13 protein-coding genes are annotated in these 16,455 nt (G+C 67.2%); 7 read left to right on the forward strand and 6 right to left on the reverse strand.

The window, feature by feature from the left end; all coding sequences use genetic code 11:
* Positions 1-123 precede the first annotated feature (123 nt).
* From ABQE89_RS07955 to ABQE89_RS07975, 5 genes are read left to right on the forward strand one after another with little or no spacing between them, the layout of a single operon-like run.
* Complete coding sequence (locus ABQE89_RS07955) at positions 124-1,749, forward strand: flavin-containing monooxygenase (RefSeq protein ID WP_448415760.1); 1,626 nt, start codon at positions 124-126, stop codon at positions 1,747-1,749.
* Complete coding sequence (locus ABQE89_RS07960) at positions 1,746-2,861, forward strand: alpha/beta fold hydrolase (RefSeq protein WP_448415761.1); 1,116 nt, start codon at positions 1,746-1,748, stop codon at positions 2,859-2,861. Before ABQE89_RS07955 ends, ABQE89_RS07960 begins: the two co-directional genes overlap by 4 nt.
* On the forward strand, positions 2,858-3,919 hold the full coding sequence (locus ABQE89_RS07965) for a phosphotransferase (protein WP_448415762.1): 1,062 nt from the start codon (positions 2,858-2,860) through the stop codon (positions 3,917-3,919). The genes ABQE89_RS07960 and ABQE89_RS07965 overlap by 4 nt, the downstream gene beginning before the upstream one ends.
* Positions 3,916-4,290: a nuclear transport factor 2 family protein gene (locus ABQE89_RS07970; protein WP_448415763.1), complete on the forward strand. Its 375-nt coding sequence runs from the start codon at positions 3,916-3,918 to the stop codon at positions 4,288-4,290. Before ABQE89_RS07965 ends, ABQE89_RS07970 begins: the two co-directional genes overlap by 4 nt.
* Positions 4,287-5,330, forward strand: coding sequence for a TIGR03857 family LLM class F420-dependent oxidoreductase (locus tag ABQE89_RS07975; protein ID WP_448415764.1), 1,044 nt, complete (start codon positions 4,287-4,289; stop codon positions 5,328-5,330). Before ABQE89_RS07970 ends, ABQE89_RS07975 begins: the two co-directional genes overlap by 4 nt.
* A 44-nt stretch (positions 5,331-5,374) precedes the next feature.
* Here the strand turns inward: ABQE89_RS07975 and ABQE89_RS07980 are convergent, their stop codons facing one another.
* Positions 5,375-6,865 (reverse strand): acyl-CoA carboxylase subunit beta, encoded by a 1,491-nt coding sequence (locus ABQE89_RS07980; protein ID WP_448415765.1) that lies wholly within the window; start codon positions 6,863-6,865, stop codon positions 5,375-5,377.
* 86 nt (positions 6,866-6,951) lie between these two features.
* On the opposite strand from ABQE89_RS07980, the gene ABQE89_RS07985 reads away from it, so the two are divergent.
* Together ABQE89_RS07985 and ABQE89_RS07990 are read left to right on the forward strand one after the other, a co-directional pair.
* The gene (locus tag ABQE89_RS07985) at positions 6,952-7,983 is read left to right on the forward strand and encodes an LLM class F420-dependent oxidoreductase (protein ID WP_448415766.1); all 1,032 of its coding nucleotides are present in this window, start codon (positions 6,952-6,954) and stop codon (positions 7,981-7,983) included.
* A gap of 31 nt (positions 7,984-8,014) precedes the next feature.
* Complete coding sequence (locus ABQE89_RS07990) at positions 8,015-9,235, forward strand: cytochrome P450 (RefSeq protein ID WP_448415934.1); 1,221 nt, start codon at positions 8,015-8,017, stop codon at positions 9,233-9,235.
* A 76-nt stretch (positions 9,236-9,311) separates the two neighbouring features.
* Here the strand turns inward: ABQE89_RS07990 and ABQE89_RS07995 are convergent, their stop codons facing one another.
* From ABQE89_RS07995 to ABQE89_RS08015, 5 genes are all read right to left on the reverse strand, one after another.
* Positions 9,312-10,595, reverse strand: coding sequence for an amidohydrolase family protein (locus tag ABQE89_RS07995; protein WP_448415767.1), 1,284 nt, complete (start codon positions 10,593-10,595; stop codon positions 9,312-9,314).
* 129 nt (positions 10,596-10,724) lie between these two features.
* The gene (locus tag ABQE89_RS08000) at positions 10,725-10,937 is read right to left on the reverse strand and encodes a YbdD/YjiX family protein (protein ID WP_448415768.1); all 213 of its coding nucleotides are present in this window, start codon (positions 10,935-10,937) and stop codon (positions 10,725-10,727) included.
* Complete coding sequence (locus ABQE89_RS08005; protein WP_448415769.1) at positions 10,883-13,171, reverse strand: carbon starvation CstA family protein; 2,289 nt, start codon at positions 13,169-13,171, stop codon at positions 10,883-10,885. Before ABQE89_RS08005 ends, ABQE89_RS08000 begins: the two co-directional genes overlap by 55 nt.
* Positions 13,172-13,219: 48 nt before the next feature.
* Positions 13,220-14,767 (reverse strand): ATP-dependent DNA ligase, encoded by a 1,548-nt coding sequence (locus ABQE89_RS08010; RefSeq protein WP_448415770.1) that lies wholly within the window; start codon positions 14,765-14,767, stop codon positions 13,220-13,222.
* 98 nt (positions 14,768-14,865) lie between these two features.
* On the reverse strand, positions 14,866-16,404 hold the full coding sequence (locus ABQE89_RS08015) for a molybdopterin-dependent oxidoreductase (protein WP_448415771.1): 1,539 nt from the start codon (positions 16,402-16,404) through the stop codon (positions 14,866-14,868).
* Between the last annotated feature and the right edge of the window lie 51 nt (positions 16,405-16,455).

A 16,455-nucleotide genomic window follows, 5' to 3' on the forward strand; every position in this document is an offset into this window, starting at 1 on the left:
GGTGCAGCTTATGGAATAGCTTACAGTAGCGGTTTCAGCCACCATTTGTCCGAACCGGCTGACCCCTCGCGAGCAATACTGTAATAGTTTCAGTATCTCGGAGGTTCGACGTGAGGTGGCAGCGTGACCGCATCTGACAGTGCTCGATACGACGCCATCGTCGTGGGCGCCGGGTTCTCCGGTCTATACGCACTGCACCGGCTGCGCGAACTCGGCGTGCGGGCGCGAGTGCTCGAGGCGGCCGAGAACGTCGGCGGCACGTGGCTGTTCAACCGGTATCCGGGAGCGCGGTGCGACATCGAAAGCATCGAGTACTCCTACAGCTTCTCCGACGAGATCCAGCAGGAGTGGGTGTGGACCGAGACCATGCCCGCCCAGCCCGAGATCGAGGCGTATCTGAACTTCGTCGCCGACCGCCTCGACCTGCGCCGCGACATCATGTTCGACACCAGGGTCGTGGCGATGACCTTCGACGAGGACACCGCCGAATGGACGGTGAGGACCGAAGCCGGCGACCTGTTCGTCGCGCCGTTCGTCATCGCCGCATCGGGCATCCTGTCGGTACCGCTGGAGCCCGACATCGCCGGGATGGATTCGTTCGCCGGCACCTCGTTGGTGACCAGCCGCTGGCCCAAGGAACACGTCGATCTGACCGGCAAGCGGGTGGGCGTCATCGGCACCGGTTCGACGGGAGTGCAACTGATTCCCGTGGTGGCCCGGGAAGCCCTGCACCTGACGGTGTTTCAGCGGTCGCCCGCCTACACGCTGCCGTGGCAGGTCCGCGCGTTCGAACCCGGCGAGCTCGACGAGATGAAGGCCAACTACGCCGAGATCCGTGCCGCCCAACGGCAGCACCCCGTCGGCGCCGCCCGCCTCAGCGCGTTCTCGGTGATGTTCGAGATGATCACCAAGCCACCGCTGAAGACCGCGTCGCGCGAGGATCAGCTGCGGGCCGTCGAGGAGCACGGTGTCATGGGCGCGCTGAGTTGGGGCGATGTCTTCTTCGACATCGAGGCCAACCGGATGGCCGCGCGGCTCTACGGAGAGGCGATCGCCCGCATCGTCACCGATCCCCAGACGGCCGCCGCGTTGACCCCCAGTCATCCCTTCGGGTGCAAACGCCCGATCATCGATCAGGGCTACTACGAAACGTTCAACCGCGACAACGTCACCCTCGCCGACCTGCGGCAGGACCCGATCGTCGAGGTGACACCGGACGGCATCCGCACCGAACAGAACCGGCACGAACTCGACGTGATCGTCTACGCCACCGGGTTCGACGCGATGACCGGCGCGCTCACCCGTATCGACATCCGCGGCCGTGGCGGGACGTCGCTGCGGGAGTTCTGGGATTCGGAGGGCCCCTACACCTACCTCGGGCTCGCGGTCGCCGGCTTTCCCAACCTGTTCATCGTGCAGGCGCCGGGAAGCCCCTCGGCGGCAACGAATTTCGTGGCTGCCCTCGAACAGCATGTGGAGTGGATCAGCGACTGCATCGCGCACCTGCGCACCAACGGGCACCGGACCATCGAGGCGCTGCCCGAGGCCCAGCGCGAATGGATCGAGCACACCACCGCGCTGGTGGCGCCGACGGTATTGGTCCACCCGTCGTGCAACTCCTGGTACAACGGCGGCAACGTCCCCGGCAAGAAGCGGATGTACATGGGCTACACCGCGGGCATTCCCGAGTACCGGCGCCGCTGCGACGAGATCGCCGCAGCCGGATACACCGGATTCACGCTCGCATGAAACTGTCCGAACGCGTGTGGCGCATCGGAAGCGACTTCGCCGGTGTGCTGCCGCGCGCACACGCCGCCGTGTCCGGTGGTGACGACTGGAACCCGTTGTCGCTTCGCAGTGTTCGCCAGTTGGGCGAGGTCGTGCTCGACGAGATGGCGTTGAGTGGGATGACCCTGAGCGCGCCGCCGCCCAGGCTGACCCGCTCGCCGGAGGTTTGCGCGGGGGCGGCCGCCGCACTGGCCGGAGCGGGACCGGCTGCCGTCCACCGCGAGCCCGATCCGCTGCTGGTGAGCCGGATCCGGCGCAGGCGCATCGGGCGGCTCACCTACGAAAGACTGTGGTTCGACCACGACCCGCAGCTACCCGACGTGCTCGCCGCCGAGGGCTTCGGCGGCCCGTCGCCCGTCGCGGTGCACCTCTGCCGCAGCGGCGACGACCGCCGGCCGTGGCTGGTATGGGTGCACGGTGCGGGCCAGGGCCAACCGATCGATCTTTTATTCGCGCGCGCGCGTCGGCTACGCGACGAGTTGGGCTTCAACGTCGCGCTGCCGGTGCAGCCCGGCCACGGCCCCCGTCGCAAAGCCTGGCCCGCCTACCCCGACATGGACCCCCTGGGCAACGTCGCGGGCATGATCCGGGTGGTGTCGGAGGTGCGCGCGCTCGTGCGGTGGCTGGCACCGCAGTCCAGTGCGCTCGCGGTGGCGGGCGTGTCGATGGGCAGCCCGGTCGCAGCGCTGGTCGCGCACCTCGAAAAGGTCGACGGGGTAGCGGTTTACACGCCGATCTTCGGGCTCAACGCGATGATCGCCCAACACCTCGGCCGCTGGGGCCCCTCGGTGCGCGACACGACGGCGCTGCTGACCTCCGAGGAGGTGACGGCGGTGGCGGCGGTGGTCGACCACCTGGCCGTCGAGCCCACACCACCGCGAGCCCACCGGCTCATCGTCGGCGCCTGGCACGACCGGATGGCGATGCGCGAACCCGCGCTCGAGCTGCACCAGCGGTGGGGCGGGCAACTGTACTGGCATCCGGGCAGCCACGTCGGGCATCTTTTCGCGGCGGGAGTGCAGGACGCCTCACGACGTTTCCTGCGCGGTGTCGCGGCCGGAACCGAGCGGTGACTCCCGCCGACATCGGCGTCCCCCGCGGCGTCGACGAGGTGACCGCGCAGTGGCTGTCGGTGGTGCTGGGCGGGCGCGCCGTCACGGGTCTGCGCGCCGAGCGGATCGCCAAGGACAGCGGGTTCTCCTCGCTGCTCTACCGCCTCCACCTCACGGGAGAGGCCGGTGTCCCGGCCACGATGATCGCCAAGTTGCCCGCGGAATCCGAGGCGCGCGGTGCGATGGAGTTGTTGGGCGGCTACCGGCGCGAGCTGGCGTTCTATCGCGAGGTCGCGGGTCGCGCTCCGATGCACACCCCGCAGGTGTACGGCGCGTTCATGGATCCGGATGGCGTGGATTTCGTTCTGCTGCTCGAGGATCTGCAGAGCTGGGACAACGCGGATCATCTTGCCGGTCTGCCGATGCGCAGGGCGCGGATGTGCATCGAGGCATTGGCCGAGCTGCACGCGTGGTCGGTAGACGCCGCGAATGCGACTGTCATGGACCATTTCCCAAGCCTCGACACGCCGGTCGCCCGGGATCTGCTGGTGCCGGCGTTCGCGCCGGGCTGGCAGGTCTACCTCAACAGGTCGTCGACGCCGGTGCCTGCGGCCGTCGCCGAGTTCGCCGAGAACTTCGCCGACCGCGCAGACCCGGCGCTGCACGCATTGACCGAGCGCCGGATGCTGTTGCACGGCGACATCAGGGCCGACAACATGTTCTTTGCCGGCGACCGACTCAAGGTGGTCGACTTCCAGTTCGCGTCGGTGGGTGCGGGCGCGGCCGACATCGCCTACCTGGTCAGCCAGGGCCTGCCCGCCGGGGTGCGCCGCGGGCACGACAGGGCGCTGGTCCAGGAGTACCTTGCGCACCTGCATGCGCGCGGTGTGGCCGACTACACCTTCGACGACGCGTGGCGGCACTACCGCTTCGCGGTGGCCTACCTGATGGTTCTTCCCGTCATCACGCTCAACGGCTGGGAGGCGATGCCCGAGCGGTCCCGCGCGCTGTGTCTGACGCTGACCGAACGCGCCGTGGCGGCCGTCGCCGAGACCGACGCACTGGAGGTGTTCTCATGACGCGCTCGGCCCGCGAAGTGGTGGAACTGTACAACCTGGTGGTGTGGAACGAGCGTGACTTCGCGCTGGCCGGCGAACTGGTGGGGCAGACCGTCGTGCGTCACGACGTCGGCGAGGTCCAGACCCTCACTCATGAGCAGGCCGTGCAGCGCATCGTCGACCACTGGGCGATGTTCGACAAGCTGCGCTTCGAACTGAAACTCGTCGTGGCAGGCGACGACGGCGAACACGTCGCGATCGTCTACGAGTCGCCGATGGCGCTCAAGGACGGCATGCAGCTGACCGTCTCTAGCATGGAGATCTTCCGCGTGGTGGACGGCAGGATCACCGAAGTGTGGAATTGCGGCTACAAGCAAGGAGTCTGGCAGTGACCGAACGGGTGCTCGACGAGTTGGGCTACTACCTGCTGGCCGGGGCCGGCGGGGAGGGGCCCGCGGCGCTGATGGGCGAGGCCAGGCGCGGTGAGGAGTTGGGCTTCGGCACCGCCTTCATCTCCGAGCGCTGGAACGTCAAGGAGGCGTCGTCTCTGGTCGGCGCGGCCTGCGCGGTCACCAACCGCATGCAGATCGCCACGGCGGCAACCAATCACAACACGCGCCATCCGCTGATCACCGGCTCGTGGGCCACCACCATGCACCGGCTCTCCGGTGGGCGGTTCACCCTCGGCATCGGCCGCGGGATCGCGGCGATCTACGGCGCATTCGGCATCCCCTCGGTGACGACGGCTCAGATGGAGGATTTCGCCCAGGTGATGCGCCGGTTGTGGAACGGCGAGGTGCTCTTCAACCACGACGGGCCGATCGGCAAGTATCCGGTGTTGTTTCTCGACCCCGACTTCCGCGAGGACATCCGGCTGGCGATCGTGGCCTTCGGACCGCAGACACTCGCCCTGGGCGGCCGGGCGTTCGACGACGTCATCCTGCACACCTACTTCACCCCCGAGACGCTGGCGCGGTGCGTCAAGACGGTCAAGGAGGCCGCGGAGAAGGCCGGCCGCGACCCCGCTGACGTGCGGGTGTGGTCGTGCTTCGCCACTGTCGGCGATCATCTGCCCGAGCAGGTGCGGCTGAAGAAGACCGTCGCGCGGCTGGCCACCTACCTGCAGGGCTACGGTGATCTGCTGGTGGCCACCAACGGCTGGGATCCCGCAGTGCTGCAACGCTTTCGGGAGGATGCCGTGGTGACGTCGATCGCCGGCGGGATCGACCACAAGGCCACCGCGGACCAGATCGAGCACATCGCGACGTTGATTCCCGACGAATGGCTCGAGCCCGCTGCCACCGGCTCGGCGGCGCAGTGTGTCGAACGCATCCGCAAGGAGTTCGACTACGGCGCCGACGCGCTGATCATGCACGGCGCGACGCCCGACGAGCTCGAACCGATCGTCACCGAATATGCGATTTCGGCGTGATCGGTCGCGCTCAGCGCGACCAGACACGCCGAAATCGCCCCGACTCAGGGGGTGATCGCGGTGCGCGAGACCGGTTCCGCGGCGGCCTGGCGGCTGTAGATCCCGCGCTGTAGCGCGGCGAGCAGCGCGTTGCGGGTCTCCTCGGGGTGGATGAGGTCGTCGAACCCGAGATGGCCCGCCGACCGGAACGAGGCGTCCACCTCCATCTTGCGCAACTCGGCCTCCAGATCCTCCGCGGCGTGCGATGCCTTGCTCAGCGCGGCGGCGCTCATCGCGCCCATGGTGGCGCCCGGGTAGGCGAACGTCGCGCTCTGGTTGTCGAAGCCCAGCAGCGACATCACCATCGAGCCGAACCCGTATGCCTTGCGCAGCGTCACATGCAGCTTGATCGTGCTGGCGGCGGTCTGCGCGGCGAACATCCGCGCGCCGCTGCGCAGCACACCGGTTCGCTCCGACCGACTGCCCGGCAGCATCCCGGGATTGTCGGCGAGAAAGACGATCGGCAGGTGGAACGAGTCGGCCACGGTGATGAAATGTGCTGCCTTGTCGGCGGCGTCGGCGTCGATGGACCCCGCGAGCACCTTCGGCTGATTGGCGACGACGGCGACCGGATGACCACCGAGGTGGGCGAGCGCGCAGATGATCGCGGCCCCGAACTTCGGCTGTACCTCGAACCAGCCACGCGCATCGAACACGACGTCGAGCACCGCGCGCATGTCGTACACGCGACGATTGCCGCGCGGCACGATGTCGGTGAGTTCCGGGGTGGTCCGCGGTTCGGCGGCGTCGTCGACGGGCATCGACGCCGGATACGACCACGCACTGGGCGGGAAGTACGACAGGTAGCGGCGGATGCCGTCGAGCACGGCGGCGTCGTCGTCGGCGACGTTGTGAATCACCCCGCTGGCCAGAGCGACACGGGGACCGCCGAGGTCCTCCTTCGAAATCTCTTCTCCGGTGGACTCTTTCACCACAGGTGGGCCCGCGGTGAAGATCGCGCCCTGCTCACTCATGATCGTCCAGTCGCACACCGGGGCCACCAGGGCCCCGTGGCCGGCCGACGGGCCCAGCAGACCCGCCACCATCGGGACCTTACCGGAGCACTTCGCCTGGGCGAGTAGGTCCGTGGGCGTCCGCCCGTAATGCTCGCCGCTGGGCCGGAAGCCGGCGCCCTCGAGCAACATGACGAGTGGGACGCGGTCGCGCAGCGCCAACTCGGCCAATCGGTAGCGCTTGGCGTTGCCGCCCGGACCGATGCTGCCGGCCAGGGTGGTGAAGTCCTCCGCACCGACCATCACCGGTGTGCCGTTGATGAGTCCGGACCCGGCGACGATGCCGTCGGCGGCGATCTGACCGCCGACCAGGGTGCCGAACTCGTGGAACGTGCCCTTGTCCAGCAGGTGCGCGATGCGCGCGCGGGCGTCGAGTTTGCCCTTACCGTGGTGTTTGGCCAGACGCTGTTCGCCGCCCATGCCGTGGGCGTGCCGGCGTCGACGACCGAGTTCGTCGAGCGTCTCGTTCCAGTCTTCGGTCATGCGCACTTCCTGTCCTCGAAGGGCGATCGTCGCACCGGCATGTTCACGTTGACCATACTGAATTGCTTACTGTAGCGTCTGCGACTATGGGTAGCGGCGCCGACCTCAAGGTCGACGGGGCGGTTTCGAGCCAGCTCGCCGACGTCGTCGCGACGGCGACCGCGCTGCAGCGACGGGGCTACGACGGCTGCTGGGCCGCCGAGGTCAACCACGATCCGTTTCTCCCGCTCACCCTGGCGGCCGAGCACACAGACGACATCGAGTTGGGCACCAGCATCGCGGTGGCGTTCGCGCGCAACCCGATGACCGTCGCCAACGTCGGCTGGGACCTGCAGGCCTACTCGCGCGGACGGCTCAATGTCGGTCTGGGGTCCCAGATTCGACCGCACATCGAAAAGCGCTTCAGCATGCCGTGGAGCAGACCGGTGCACCGGATGCGCGAGTTCGTGGTGGCGATGCGGGAGATCTGGACGTGCTGGCGCGACGGTTCGCGGCTGGCGTTCGAGGGCGACTTCTACACCCACACGCTGATGACGCCGATGTTCACCCCCGAGCCGATGGACTACGAGTTCCCGAAGGTGTTCATCGCGGCGGTGGGTGAGGCGATGACCGAGATGGCAGGCGAAGTCGCCGACGGTGTGCTCGCGCACGCGTTCACCACCAAGCGCTACTTCGAGCAGGTGACGATACCGGCGCTGCAGCGGGGCATGAGCCGATCCGGCCGCCAGCGCAACGACTTTCAGGTAGCATGTCCGATCTTCGTGGTGACCGCGGACACCGAGGAAGAGCTGGCTGCGGCGGCGGTGGGCACGCGCAAGCAGATCGCCTTCTACGGGTCGACGCCGGCCTACCGCAAGGTTCTCGAGCTGCACGGGTGGGGCGATCTGCACGACGAGCTGCACGGGCTGTCGCTGAAGGGCGAGTGGGACGCGATGGGCCGCCTCGTCGACGACGAGATTCTCCAGACGTTCGCGGTCGTCGCCCCGATCGACAAGGTGGCGGGCAAGATTCGCGACCGCTGTGACGGGGTGATCGACCGCGTCATGGTGGGCTTTCCCTCGTCGGTGGACGACGAGACCGTCACCGCTGTGCTCAAGCAAGTGCGCAGTCCGTCTTGATCGAAGGAGCAAGCTCATGACCGCCCGCATCATGGATGAGGCTGCCAAGGCGTTCGCCACCCCGAAGGCCTACACCGACGAGCCCGCTCTGCATGCGGCGCTGACACACCTGCGTGCCAACGCGCCGGTGTCATGGGTCGACGTGCCCGGCTACCGACCGTTCTGGGCCATCACCAAACACGCCGACATCATGGACATCGAACGGGACAACACGCTGTTCACCAACTCGCCGCGTCCGGTGCTGGTGACCGCCGAGGGCGACGAGCAGCAGGCGGCCATCGGGGTGCGCACCCTGATCCACATGGACGATCCACAACACCGTGACGTGCGGGCCATCGGCGCCGACTGGTTCCGGCCGAAGGCGATGCGCGAGTTGAAGGTTCGCGTCAACGAGCTTGCGAAGATCTACGTCGACAAGATGGCCGAACTCGGACCGCAGTGTGACTTCGTCCAGCAGGTCGCGGTGAACTTCCCGTTGTATGTGATCATGTCGCTGCTGGGCTTACCCGAGTCCGACTTCCCGTTGATGCTCAAGCTCACCCAGGAACTGTTCGGCAGCGACGACGACGAGTTCAAGCGAGGTGTCGACCAGGCCGAGCAGATGTCGGCCCTGCTGGAGATGTTCGAATATTTCACCGCGTTGACCGCCTCACGGCGGGAGAACCCCACCGACGACCTCGCGTCGGCCATCGCGAACGCGACCATCGACGGTGAGCCGCTGTCCGACATCGACACCATCTCCTACTATGCGATCGTCGCCGCCGCCGGGCACGACACCACGAGCGCCACCATCTCCGGAGGTATGCTCGCGTTGATCGAGAACCCCGACCAGCACGCCCGATTGCGCGACGATCTCGGGTTGATGCCGTTGGCGACCGAGGAGATGATCCGCTGGGTCACCCCGGTCAAGGCGTTCATGCGGACCGCACAGGAGGACACCACCGTGCGCGGCGTGCCGATCGCCGCGGGGGATTCGGTGCTGCTGTCCTACGTGTCGGGCAACCGCGACGAAGAGGTGTTCGACGAGCCGTTTGGCTTCGACATCGCCCGAGACCCCAACAAGCACATCGCCTTCGGATACGGCGTGCACTTCTGTCTGGGTGCGGCGTTGGCGCGCATGGAGGTGAACAGCTTCTTCACCGAGCTGCTGCCGCGGCTGCGGTCGGTCGAGTTGGCCGGCCCGCCCGACTATGTGGCGACGACGTTCGTCGGCGGGCTCAAGCACCTGCCGATCCGCTACGAGGTGGCGTGACCCCCCGGTCATCGCGAGACGTACGTTATCGAGAGAAAGTGCGAGTAGCGGCCACGCTAACGTACGTCTCGCGAGATTATTCGCCCGAGTTGACCCGAGCCACCGCATCCAAACCGGCCCCGCGCGTTCCCTTTTCGTGATGTGACAGGGCGCGGATGGAGACGTCGTGGCCTTCGGCGGCTTTGCGTAGCGCCCCGACGGTGGCTTGGTCTTTGGAGATGTGGGTGAAGGGGTCCCAGTTGTACCAGCGCATGGCGTTTTGGTAGGTCATCTTGTCGATCTCGTCGTCGGGGACGTTGTTGTCGGACAGGACCTCGTGGAGTTGTTCGGGCGCCCCGGGCCACATCGAGTCCGAGTGCGGATAGTCGGCCTCCCAGCAGATGTTGTCCACCCCGATGTCGTGGCGCAACTTCACCCCGACCGGATCAGAGATGAAACAGGTCAAAAAGTGCTCCCGAAACACCTCCGAGGGCCGTTTACCGCCGAAGTCCTGACCCGTCCAGGTCGAATGCATCTCATAGGTACGATCGGCGCGCTCCAAGAAATACGGAATCCAGCCCGTCCCACCTTCTGAGAGCGCGATCTTGAGACCGGGGTACTTCTTGATCGGCGCCGACCACAACAGATCCGCCGCAGCCTGCACGATGTTCATCGGCTGCAACGTGATCATCACATCCATCGGCGCATCCGGCGCGGTGATCGCCAACCGCCCCGACGAGCCGATATGCACATTCATCACCGTGTCGGTATCGACCAACGCCTCCCACAACGGCGTCCAGTACTCGTCATGAAACGACGGATACCCCATCGCGGCCGGATTCTCGGTGAACGTCAACGCGTGCACCCCACGCGCGGCGTTGCGGCGCACCTCCTTGGCGCACGCCTCGGCATCCCAGATCACCGGCAGACACATCGGAATGAACCGCGCCGGATAGGCCCCACACCACTCCTCGACATGCCAATCGTTGTAGGCCTGCAGCAACGCCAACGAGAATTCGGGATCCTCGGTGGCAAACAACCGACCCGCAAACCCCGGAAACGACGGAAAACAGATCGAGCCCAAAATCCCGCCGGCGTTCATGTCCTTGACCCGCTCATCGACCTGCCAACACCCCGGCCGAATCTCATCCAACCCCTGCGGCTCGAGCCCGTACTCCTCCTTAGGCCGACCCGCCACCGCATTGAGCGCCACATTCGGGATCACCACATCACGAAACTGCCAGGTATCCGAACCATCCGGGTTATGCACCAACCGCGGCGCCTCATCCAAATACTTCTTCGGCAGATGATTCCGAAACATATCCGGCGGCTCGACAATGTGATCATCCACACTGATCAAAATCATCTCGTCCTTATTCACGGCTCACCGCTCCCTTGTCGGACTTGCATACCGTATGGCCGAAGCTTAGCTCCGACGCCGCTCGTATTCCGGTGATTGCACGACACGTATGGCGAACGCGCGCCGTGGGTTTCGACCGCCGAAACACGACTAGCAGCAGCGGGCGTTGGGGTTGGCTTCGGTCGCGGCGTGGCGCATCCGCCAGTACTCGCGTTCGGATATCACCGGCTGGCCGGGGTGCATGCGCTCGCGGTGCTCGACGTAGCGACGGTAGTGGTTGTCGCCCATCAATGTCGCCGAGTACCACTTCAACTTGCCGACGTATGAACCGATCTGGCGGGTGATTCGCCCAACGCGTCCCATTGCTTCTGCACCTCCTTCTCGTGCTTAGTCGCGATCAGCCCGGACGGGGCGAAGATTCGTGACGGCACGGGGTCGTCCTCCGCCGTCGGTGAACCGGTTCCGCGGATCGCTCGCAACGCCATGATGACGCCAGCCACGAACACCACGACCACCAGCGACGCGAAGATGATCGACAGCGAGCCCTGGATGAAGGTGTTGCGCACGATCTTGTCCACGTCGCCGGGGGTTTTGGCGCTCAGGCACAATTGTCCCGCCTGCTGTGCGGCCTCGCAGATGCTGTGCTGCTTCCAGTAGCCGACCTTCGGATCCGCGGAGAAGATCTTCTGCCACGACGCGGTCAGCGTCACCACAAGGTCCCACAGCAGCGGAATCCCCGGGATCCACGCCCATTTCAGAAGACCCTTCTTGATCACCACCACGGTGACGACGGTCAACGCGATCGCGGCCAGCAACTGGTTGGCGATGCCGAACAGCGGGAACAGCGTGTTGATGCCGCCGAGCGGATCGGTGACGCCCATCAGCAGGATGCCGCCCCATGCGGCCACCACGATGATGCTGCAGGCCCACGCGCCGACGCGCCAACTGGGGTCCTTGAGCTTGCGCAGCGGCCCGCCCAGGTTGCTCAGGCCGTCGGACAGCATGAAGCGCGCCACCCGGGTGCCGGCGTCGACGGTGGTCAGGATGAACAGCGCCTCGAACATGATCGCGAAGTGATACCAGAAGGCCTTCAACGCGTCTCCGCCGAACACCTTCGCCAGCACCTCCGACATCCCGAAGGCCAACGTCGGTGCGCCGCCGGTGCGCGACACGATCGACGCCTCACCCACGCTCTCGGCGGCCCGGTTGATCTCCTCTGCGGTGATCGGCGGCCCCGACAGCGGCAGGCTGTTGACGTAGTCGGCCGCGGTCTCGGCGGTGCCACCGGTCTGTGCGGCCGGGGCGTTGAGGGTGAAGTAGAGGTGCTGGTTGATGATCGCGGCGGTGATCAGCGCCATGATCGCGACGAACGACTCGGTCAGCATGCCGCCGTAACCGATCAGCCGCATCTGGCTTTCCTTCTCCAGCAGTTTGGGGGTAGTTCCCGACGCGATCAGGGAGTGGAAGCCCGACAGCGCGCCGCACGCGATCGTGATGAAAAGGAACGGGAACAACGACCCGGCGAACACCGGCCCGGTGCCGCTGGCGGCGAAGTTGGAGATGGCCGGCGCCTCCATGACCGGCCGGGCCAGCAGGATTCCGATCGCGAGCAGCACGATGGTGCCGACCTTCATGAATGTCGACAGGTAATCGCGTGGCGCGAGCAGCAACCAGACCGGCAGCACCGATGCGGCGAAGCCGTAGATGATCAGACACCACGACAGCGCCACCGGAGACAGATCGAACCAGGATGCACCCCAGGAGGTTTCGGCCACCCAGCTGCCTGACGCGACGGCCAGCAGCAACAGCACGACGCCGATCACCGACACCTCCGACACGCGGCCGGGCCGCAGGTAGCGCAGGTAGATACCCATGAACAGCGCGATCGGGATCGTCATCGCGATGGAGAACACGCCCCAGGGGCTTTCCGCCAGCGCCTGGACCACCACCAACGCCAGCACGGCCAGCAGGATGACCATGATGACGAGCACCCCCACGATGGCCGCGGCGCCGCCGATCGTGCCGAGTTCGTCGCGCGCCATCTGGCCCAGCGAGCGCCCCCGCCTGCGGGTGGAGATCGACAGCACCAGGAAGTCCTGCACACAGCCGGCCAGCACCGCGCCGATGATGATCCAGATGGTGCCCGGCAGAAAGCCCATCTGCATCGCCAGCACCGGTCCGACCAACGGGCCCGCGCCCGCGATCGCCGCGAAGTGATGGCCGAACAACACCCGGCGGTCGGTCGGCATGTAATCGGTGTTGTTCTCGAAGATCTCGGCGGGCGTCGCGTGGTCGTCGCGCGGACGGACGATCTTCATCTCGACCAGTCGGGCGTAGAACCGGAACCCCACCACATAGGTGCAGATGGCGGCGACGACGAACCAGACCGCGTTGACCGTCTCCCCGCGGAAGAACGCGATGACCGCCCAGGAGATCGCGCCGAGCAGCGCGATGATCCCGAAGACGATGCGGTGCCGGACGGTGATCGGGGATCGGTCGATGATCGCTACCGGAGGCAGGTCTGGGTCGGTGCGGATGTATGTGACGTCGCCCTTGGTTTCCTCGATACGTTCCGAAGGGGCGGTGGGGGTTGCCATGCCGCGATTTTTTCATCGCTGTCGCGGCGGGGTGTCAAAACGGCGGCTTTAGCTGCTGCGCTGGTAGAAGGCGCGAACCGTGTCGATGGTGTCGGCTTCGGCGGGGCTCTTGTCGTCGCGATACCGCAACACCCGCGCGAATCGCAGTGCCATGCCGCCGGGATAGCGCGTGGAGCCCTGCACCCCGTCGAAGGCGATCTCGACCACCTGTTCGGGCCGGACCTTGACCACGTAATCGTCGGTACCGCCGTCGGCCAATTCCAGGAACCGCGTCGTCTGCCATTCCAGCATCGCGTCGGTCATGCCCTTGAAAGTCTTTCCGAGCATCACGAATCCGCCCGTCTCGGGGTCGCGGGCGCCGAGGTGGATGTTGGACAGCTTGCCGGTGCGCCGCCCCGAGCCCCATTCGACGGCCAGTACCACCAGATCCAGCGTGTGTACCGGTTTGACTTTCAACCAGCCCGCACCGCGGCGACCGGCCAAGTACGGAGCCGTCGAAGATTTGGCCACCACGCCTTCGTGGCCTGCGGCCAGCGTCAAGTCGAGGAATTCTTGAGCGGCGTGGGCGTCGTCGGTGACGAGGCGGTCGACGCGATGCGCTGAGGGGACGATCCCGTCCAGCGCCGCGACGCGGTCCGCGGTCGGGAGGTCCAGCAGATCGCGGCCGTCGAGGTGGAGCAGATCGAAGACGAACACCGACAGCGGTTGGACCGTGCGGGCCTTGTCAATATCGACAGACCGTCCGAATCGCGAGGCGGTGACCTGGAAGCGGTGCGGACGACCGTCGGCGCGCAACGCGATCGCCTCCGCGTCGGCGATCAGGTCGCTCACCGGCAGCGCCAACGTCGCCTCCACCACCTCGGGCAGTCGTGCGGTGACGTCGTCGAGGCTTCGGGTGAAAATCGCCACCTCGGTGCCGCGACGGTGGATCTGCACCCGCGCACCGTCCAGCTTGGCTTCCAGAATCGTTGGGCCGCCGAGGCGTTCGAGTGCTTCACCGATATCGGCCGCGGTCTGGGCCAGCATCGGGCCGACGGGTCTGCCGACTCGCAGGGTGAACCGCTGCAGCGCCGCCTCGCCCTCGGTGAGCGCCGCGGCGGCCACGGCGGGCAGCTCGCCGCCGAGCATGGCCGCGCGCCGGATCGCCGCCGCGGGCGCATCGGCGGCCTTGGCGACCGCATCGGCCATCACCCCGAGCAGCGCTCCCTGCCGAAGCTCCCCGCTCAGCAGCCGGCGCAGAAACGTCTGTTCGGTAGCGGTGGCCGCGGCGAACAGGGCCGCCACCAGTTCGGCCCGCCGGGCCTGCGACCCCTTACCCGCGACACCGCCGATCTCGCTGAGCCGGGCGTCGACGTCGAGGACGCTCAGCGCGGGTTCGGCGGCCGGCTCGGGCAGCGCGCGCAGGGCCGCCCAGCCGACACCGATCTGGCGTTGCGGCAGCTCGCCGGACAGCCACGAGACCACCACCGTGACCAGCCGCGGATCGCCCGGCTCGGCGGCGCGACGCAACACCTCGGCGATAGTGGCGATTTTCTTCGAGCGCGCCGAGGAGGCGCCCACCTCGGTCGATGCGGTCGCGACGTCGAGCAGCTGCACCATGTCAGCCTGACACGGCCATCACCCATGCGCGAGCGACCGCAAATGTGCGCATTTGTCGGTGTTTCGACGTGCAAACGCGGCCGCTCGCGGAAAAGTCAGCGCACGGTGAACGACACCGAGTGCCAACCCGAGGCGCCGTCGGGCACCGGATCGGCCGGTGTCGACGTCTGCACGTCACCGGTGTTGTCGATGGCGCGCACGGTGACGGTGTGCGGACCGGGTTGCGACGCCTGCCACGGCAGGCTCCACATCCGCCAGGTGTCGTCGGAGTAGCTCGCGCCGAGCTCGGCCTGCTGCCAGTCGCCCTGCGTGCCGGGTGGGTCGACGCGCACCTCGACGGCACGCACGCCGCGGTGCTGTGCCCATGCGACGCCGCCGAACGTCACCGCCCCCGGCGCGACGGTCTGCCCGCTGCGCGGCACGTCGATGCGTGACTGCGTCTTGATCGGGCCGCGCGCCGACCAGCCCAACCGGGTCCAGTAGGCCTGGGCGCGGTCGAACCGGGTCAGCTCGAGGTCGACGACCCATTTCGTCGCCGACACATAGCTGTACAGGCCGGGTACGACGAGTCGGGCCGGATAGCCGTGTTCGGTCGGCAGGGGTTGGCCGTTCATCCCCACCGCCAGCAGCGAACCGCGATCGTCGGTGAGCGCCTCGACGGGTGTGCCCGCAGTGAAGCCGTCGATCGACTTCGACAGCACCATGTCGGCGTCGGGCCGAACCCCGGCCTGCGCCAACAGATCCCGTATTAGGTAGCCGGTCCACGACGCGTTGCCGACCAGCGGGCCGCCGACCGGGTTGGAAACGCACGTCAACGTGACCAGCTTCTCGACGACGTCGAAGCGGTCCAGATCGTCGAACCGGTAGGTGATTTCGCGATCCACCATGCCGTGGATCCGCAGCTGCCAGTCGGCGCGGCTGAGCTGCGGCACCGTCAGCGCGGTGTCGATCCGGTAGAAGTCGGCATTGTCGGTGACAAACGACGGCAGTCCAACACCGTTGGGCTGCACCGCGGCCGGAACGGGCGGGGCGGGGACGTCCACCGGCGGAAGCGCGAACGCGTCGCGATCGCCCGCCACCGACGACGTCAGCCGCGACAGCACGACACCGCCCACCCCGGCCAGGGCGCCCGCGCCGAGGAACCCCAGCGTCACCAAGGACAGCCGTCTGCCTCGGTCGGGCGCGTCGCCGGCGGCCGCCGGCGCGTCGGCGATCCGACCCGAGATGAGAAACCGCAGCACCGCGACGCCGCACACGGTGCCGACGACGGTGGGCAACGTGTGCACCACCGAGGAGTCGGGCCGCGACAGCACCGCCGCGCAGCCCACCGCCCCGGCCGCCACGATGGCCGCGCTGCCCACCGGTACCCGTCGCGACTCCCACATCGCGGTGACGGCCGCGATCACCCCGACCACCACCAGCACGGCCAGCGAGAGCACCAATTTGTCTGTGGTGCCGAAGGTTTGGATGGCCCATTCCTTGACCGGCCCCGGCGTCAGGTCGATGACGGCCGATCCCACGGCGGTGCGCGAGTCGGCGCGCGGCCCGACGACGACGGCCACCAGCTGGGTGACGCCCAGTGCGACAGCGGCCGCGGCGACTCCCGCCATCGCCCTGGCGCCGCTCGCGGTCATGTGCCAACGCTACCCACGCACCGACCCGAAAGGCTTACCGAACGGGGGCGT

This window comes from Mycolicibacterium sp. XJ1819, from assembly GCF_053483675.1.

Excerpts from the sequence above, each read along its gene's own strand:
- ABQE89_RS07970 (WP_448415763.1), top strand. The coding sequence starts at position 3,916 with ATGACGCGCTCGGCCCGCGAAGTGGTGGAACTGTACAACCTGGTGGTG.
- ABQE89_RS07985 (WP_448415766.1), top strand. The coding sequence starts at position 6,952 with ATGGGTAGCGGCGCCGACCTCAAGGTCGACGGGGCGGTTTCGAGCCAG.
- ABQE89_RS08000 (WP_448415768.1), bottom strand. The coding sequence starts at position 10,937 with ATGGGACGCGTTGGGCGAATCACCCGCCAGATCGGTTCATACGTCGGC.
- ABQE89_RS08015 (WP_448415771.1), bottom strand. The coding sequence starts at position 16,404 with ATGACCGCGAGCGGCGCCAGGGCGATGGCGGGAGTCGCCGCGGCCGCT.
- ABQE89_RS07980 (WP_448415765.1), bottom strand. The coding sequence starts at position 6,865 with ATGACCGAAGACTGGAACGAGACGCTCGACGAACTCGGTCGTCGACGC.
- ABQE89_RS07960 (WP_448415761.1), top strand. The coding sequence starts at position 1,746 with ATGAAACTGTCCGAACGCGTGTGGCGCATCGGAAGCGACTTCGCCGGT.
- ABQE89_RS08005 (WP_448415769.1), bottom strand. The coding sequence starts at position 13,171 with ATGGCAACCCCCACCGCCCCTTCGGAACGTATCGAGGAAACCAAGGGC.
- ABQE89_RS07990 (WP_448415934.1), top strand. The coding sequence starts at position 8,015 with ATGGATGAGGCTGCCAAGGCGTTCGCCACCCCGAAGGCCTACACCGAC.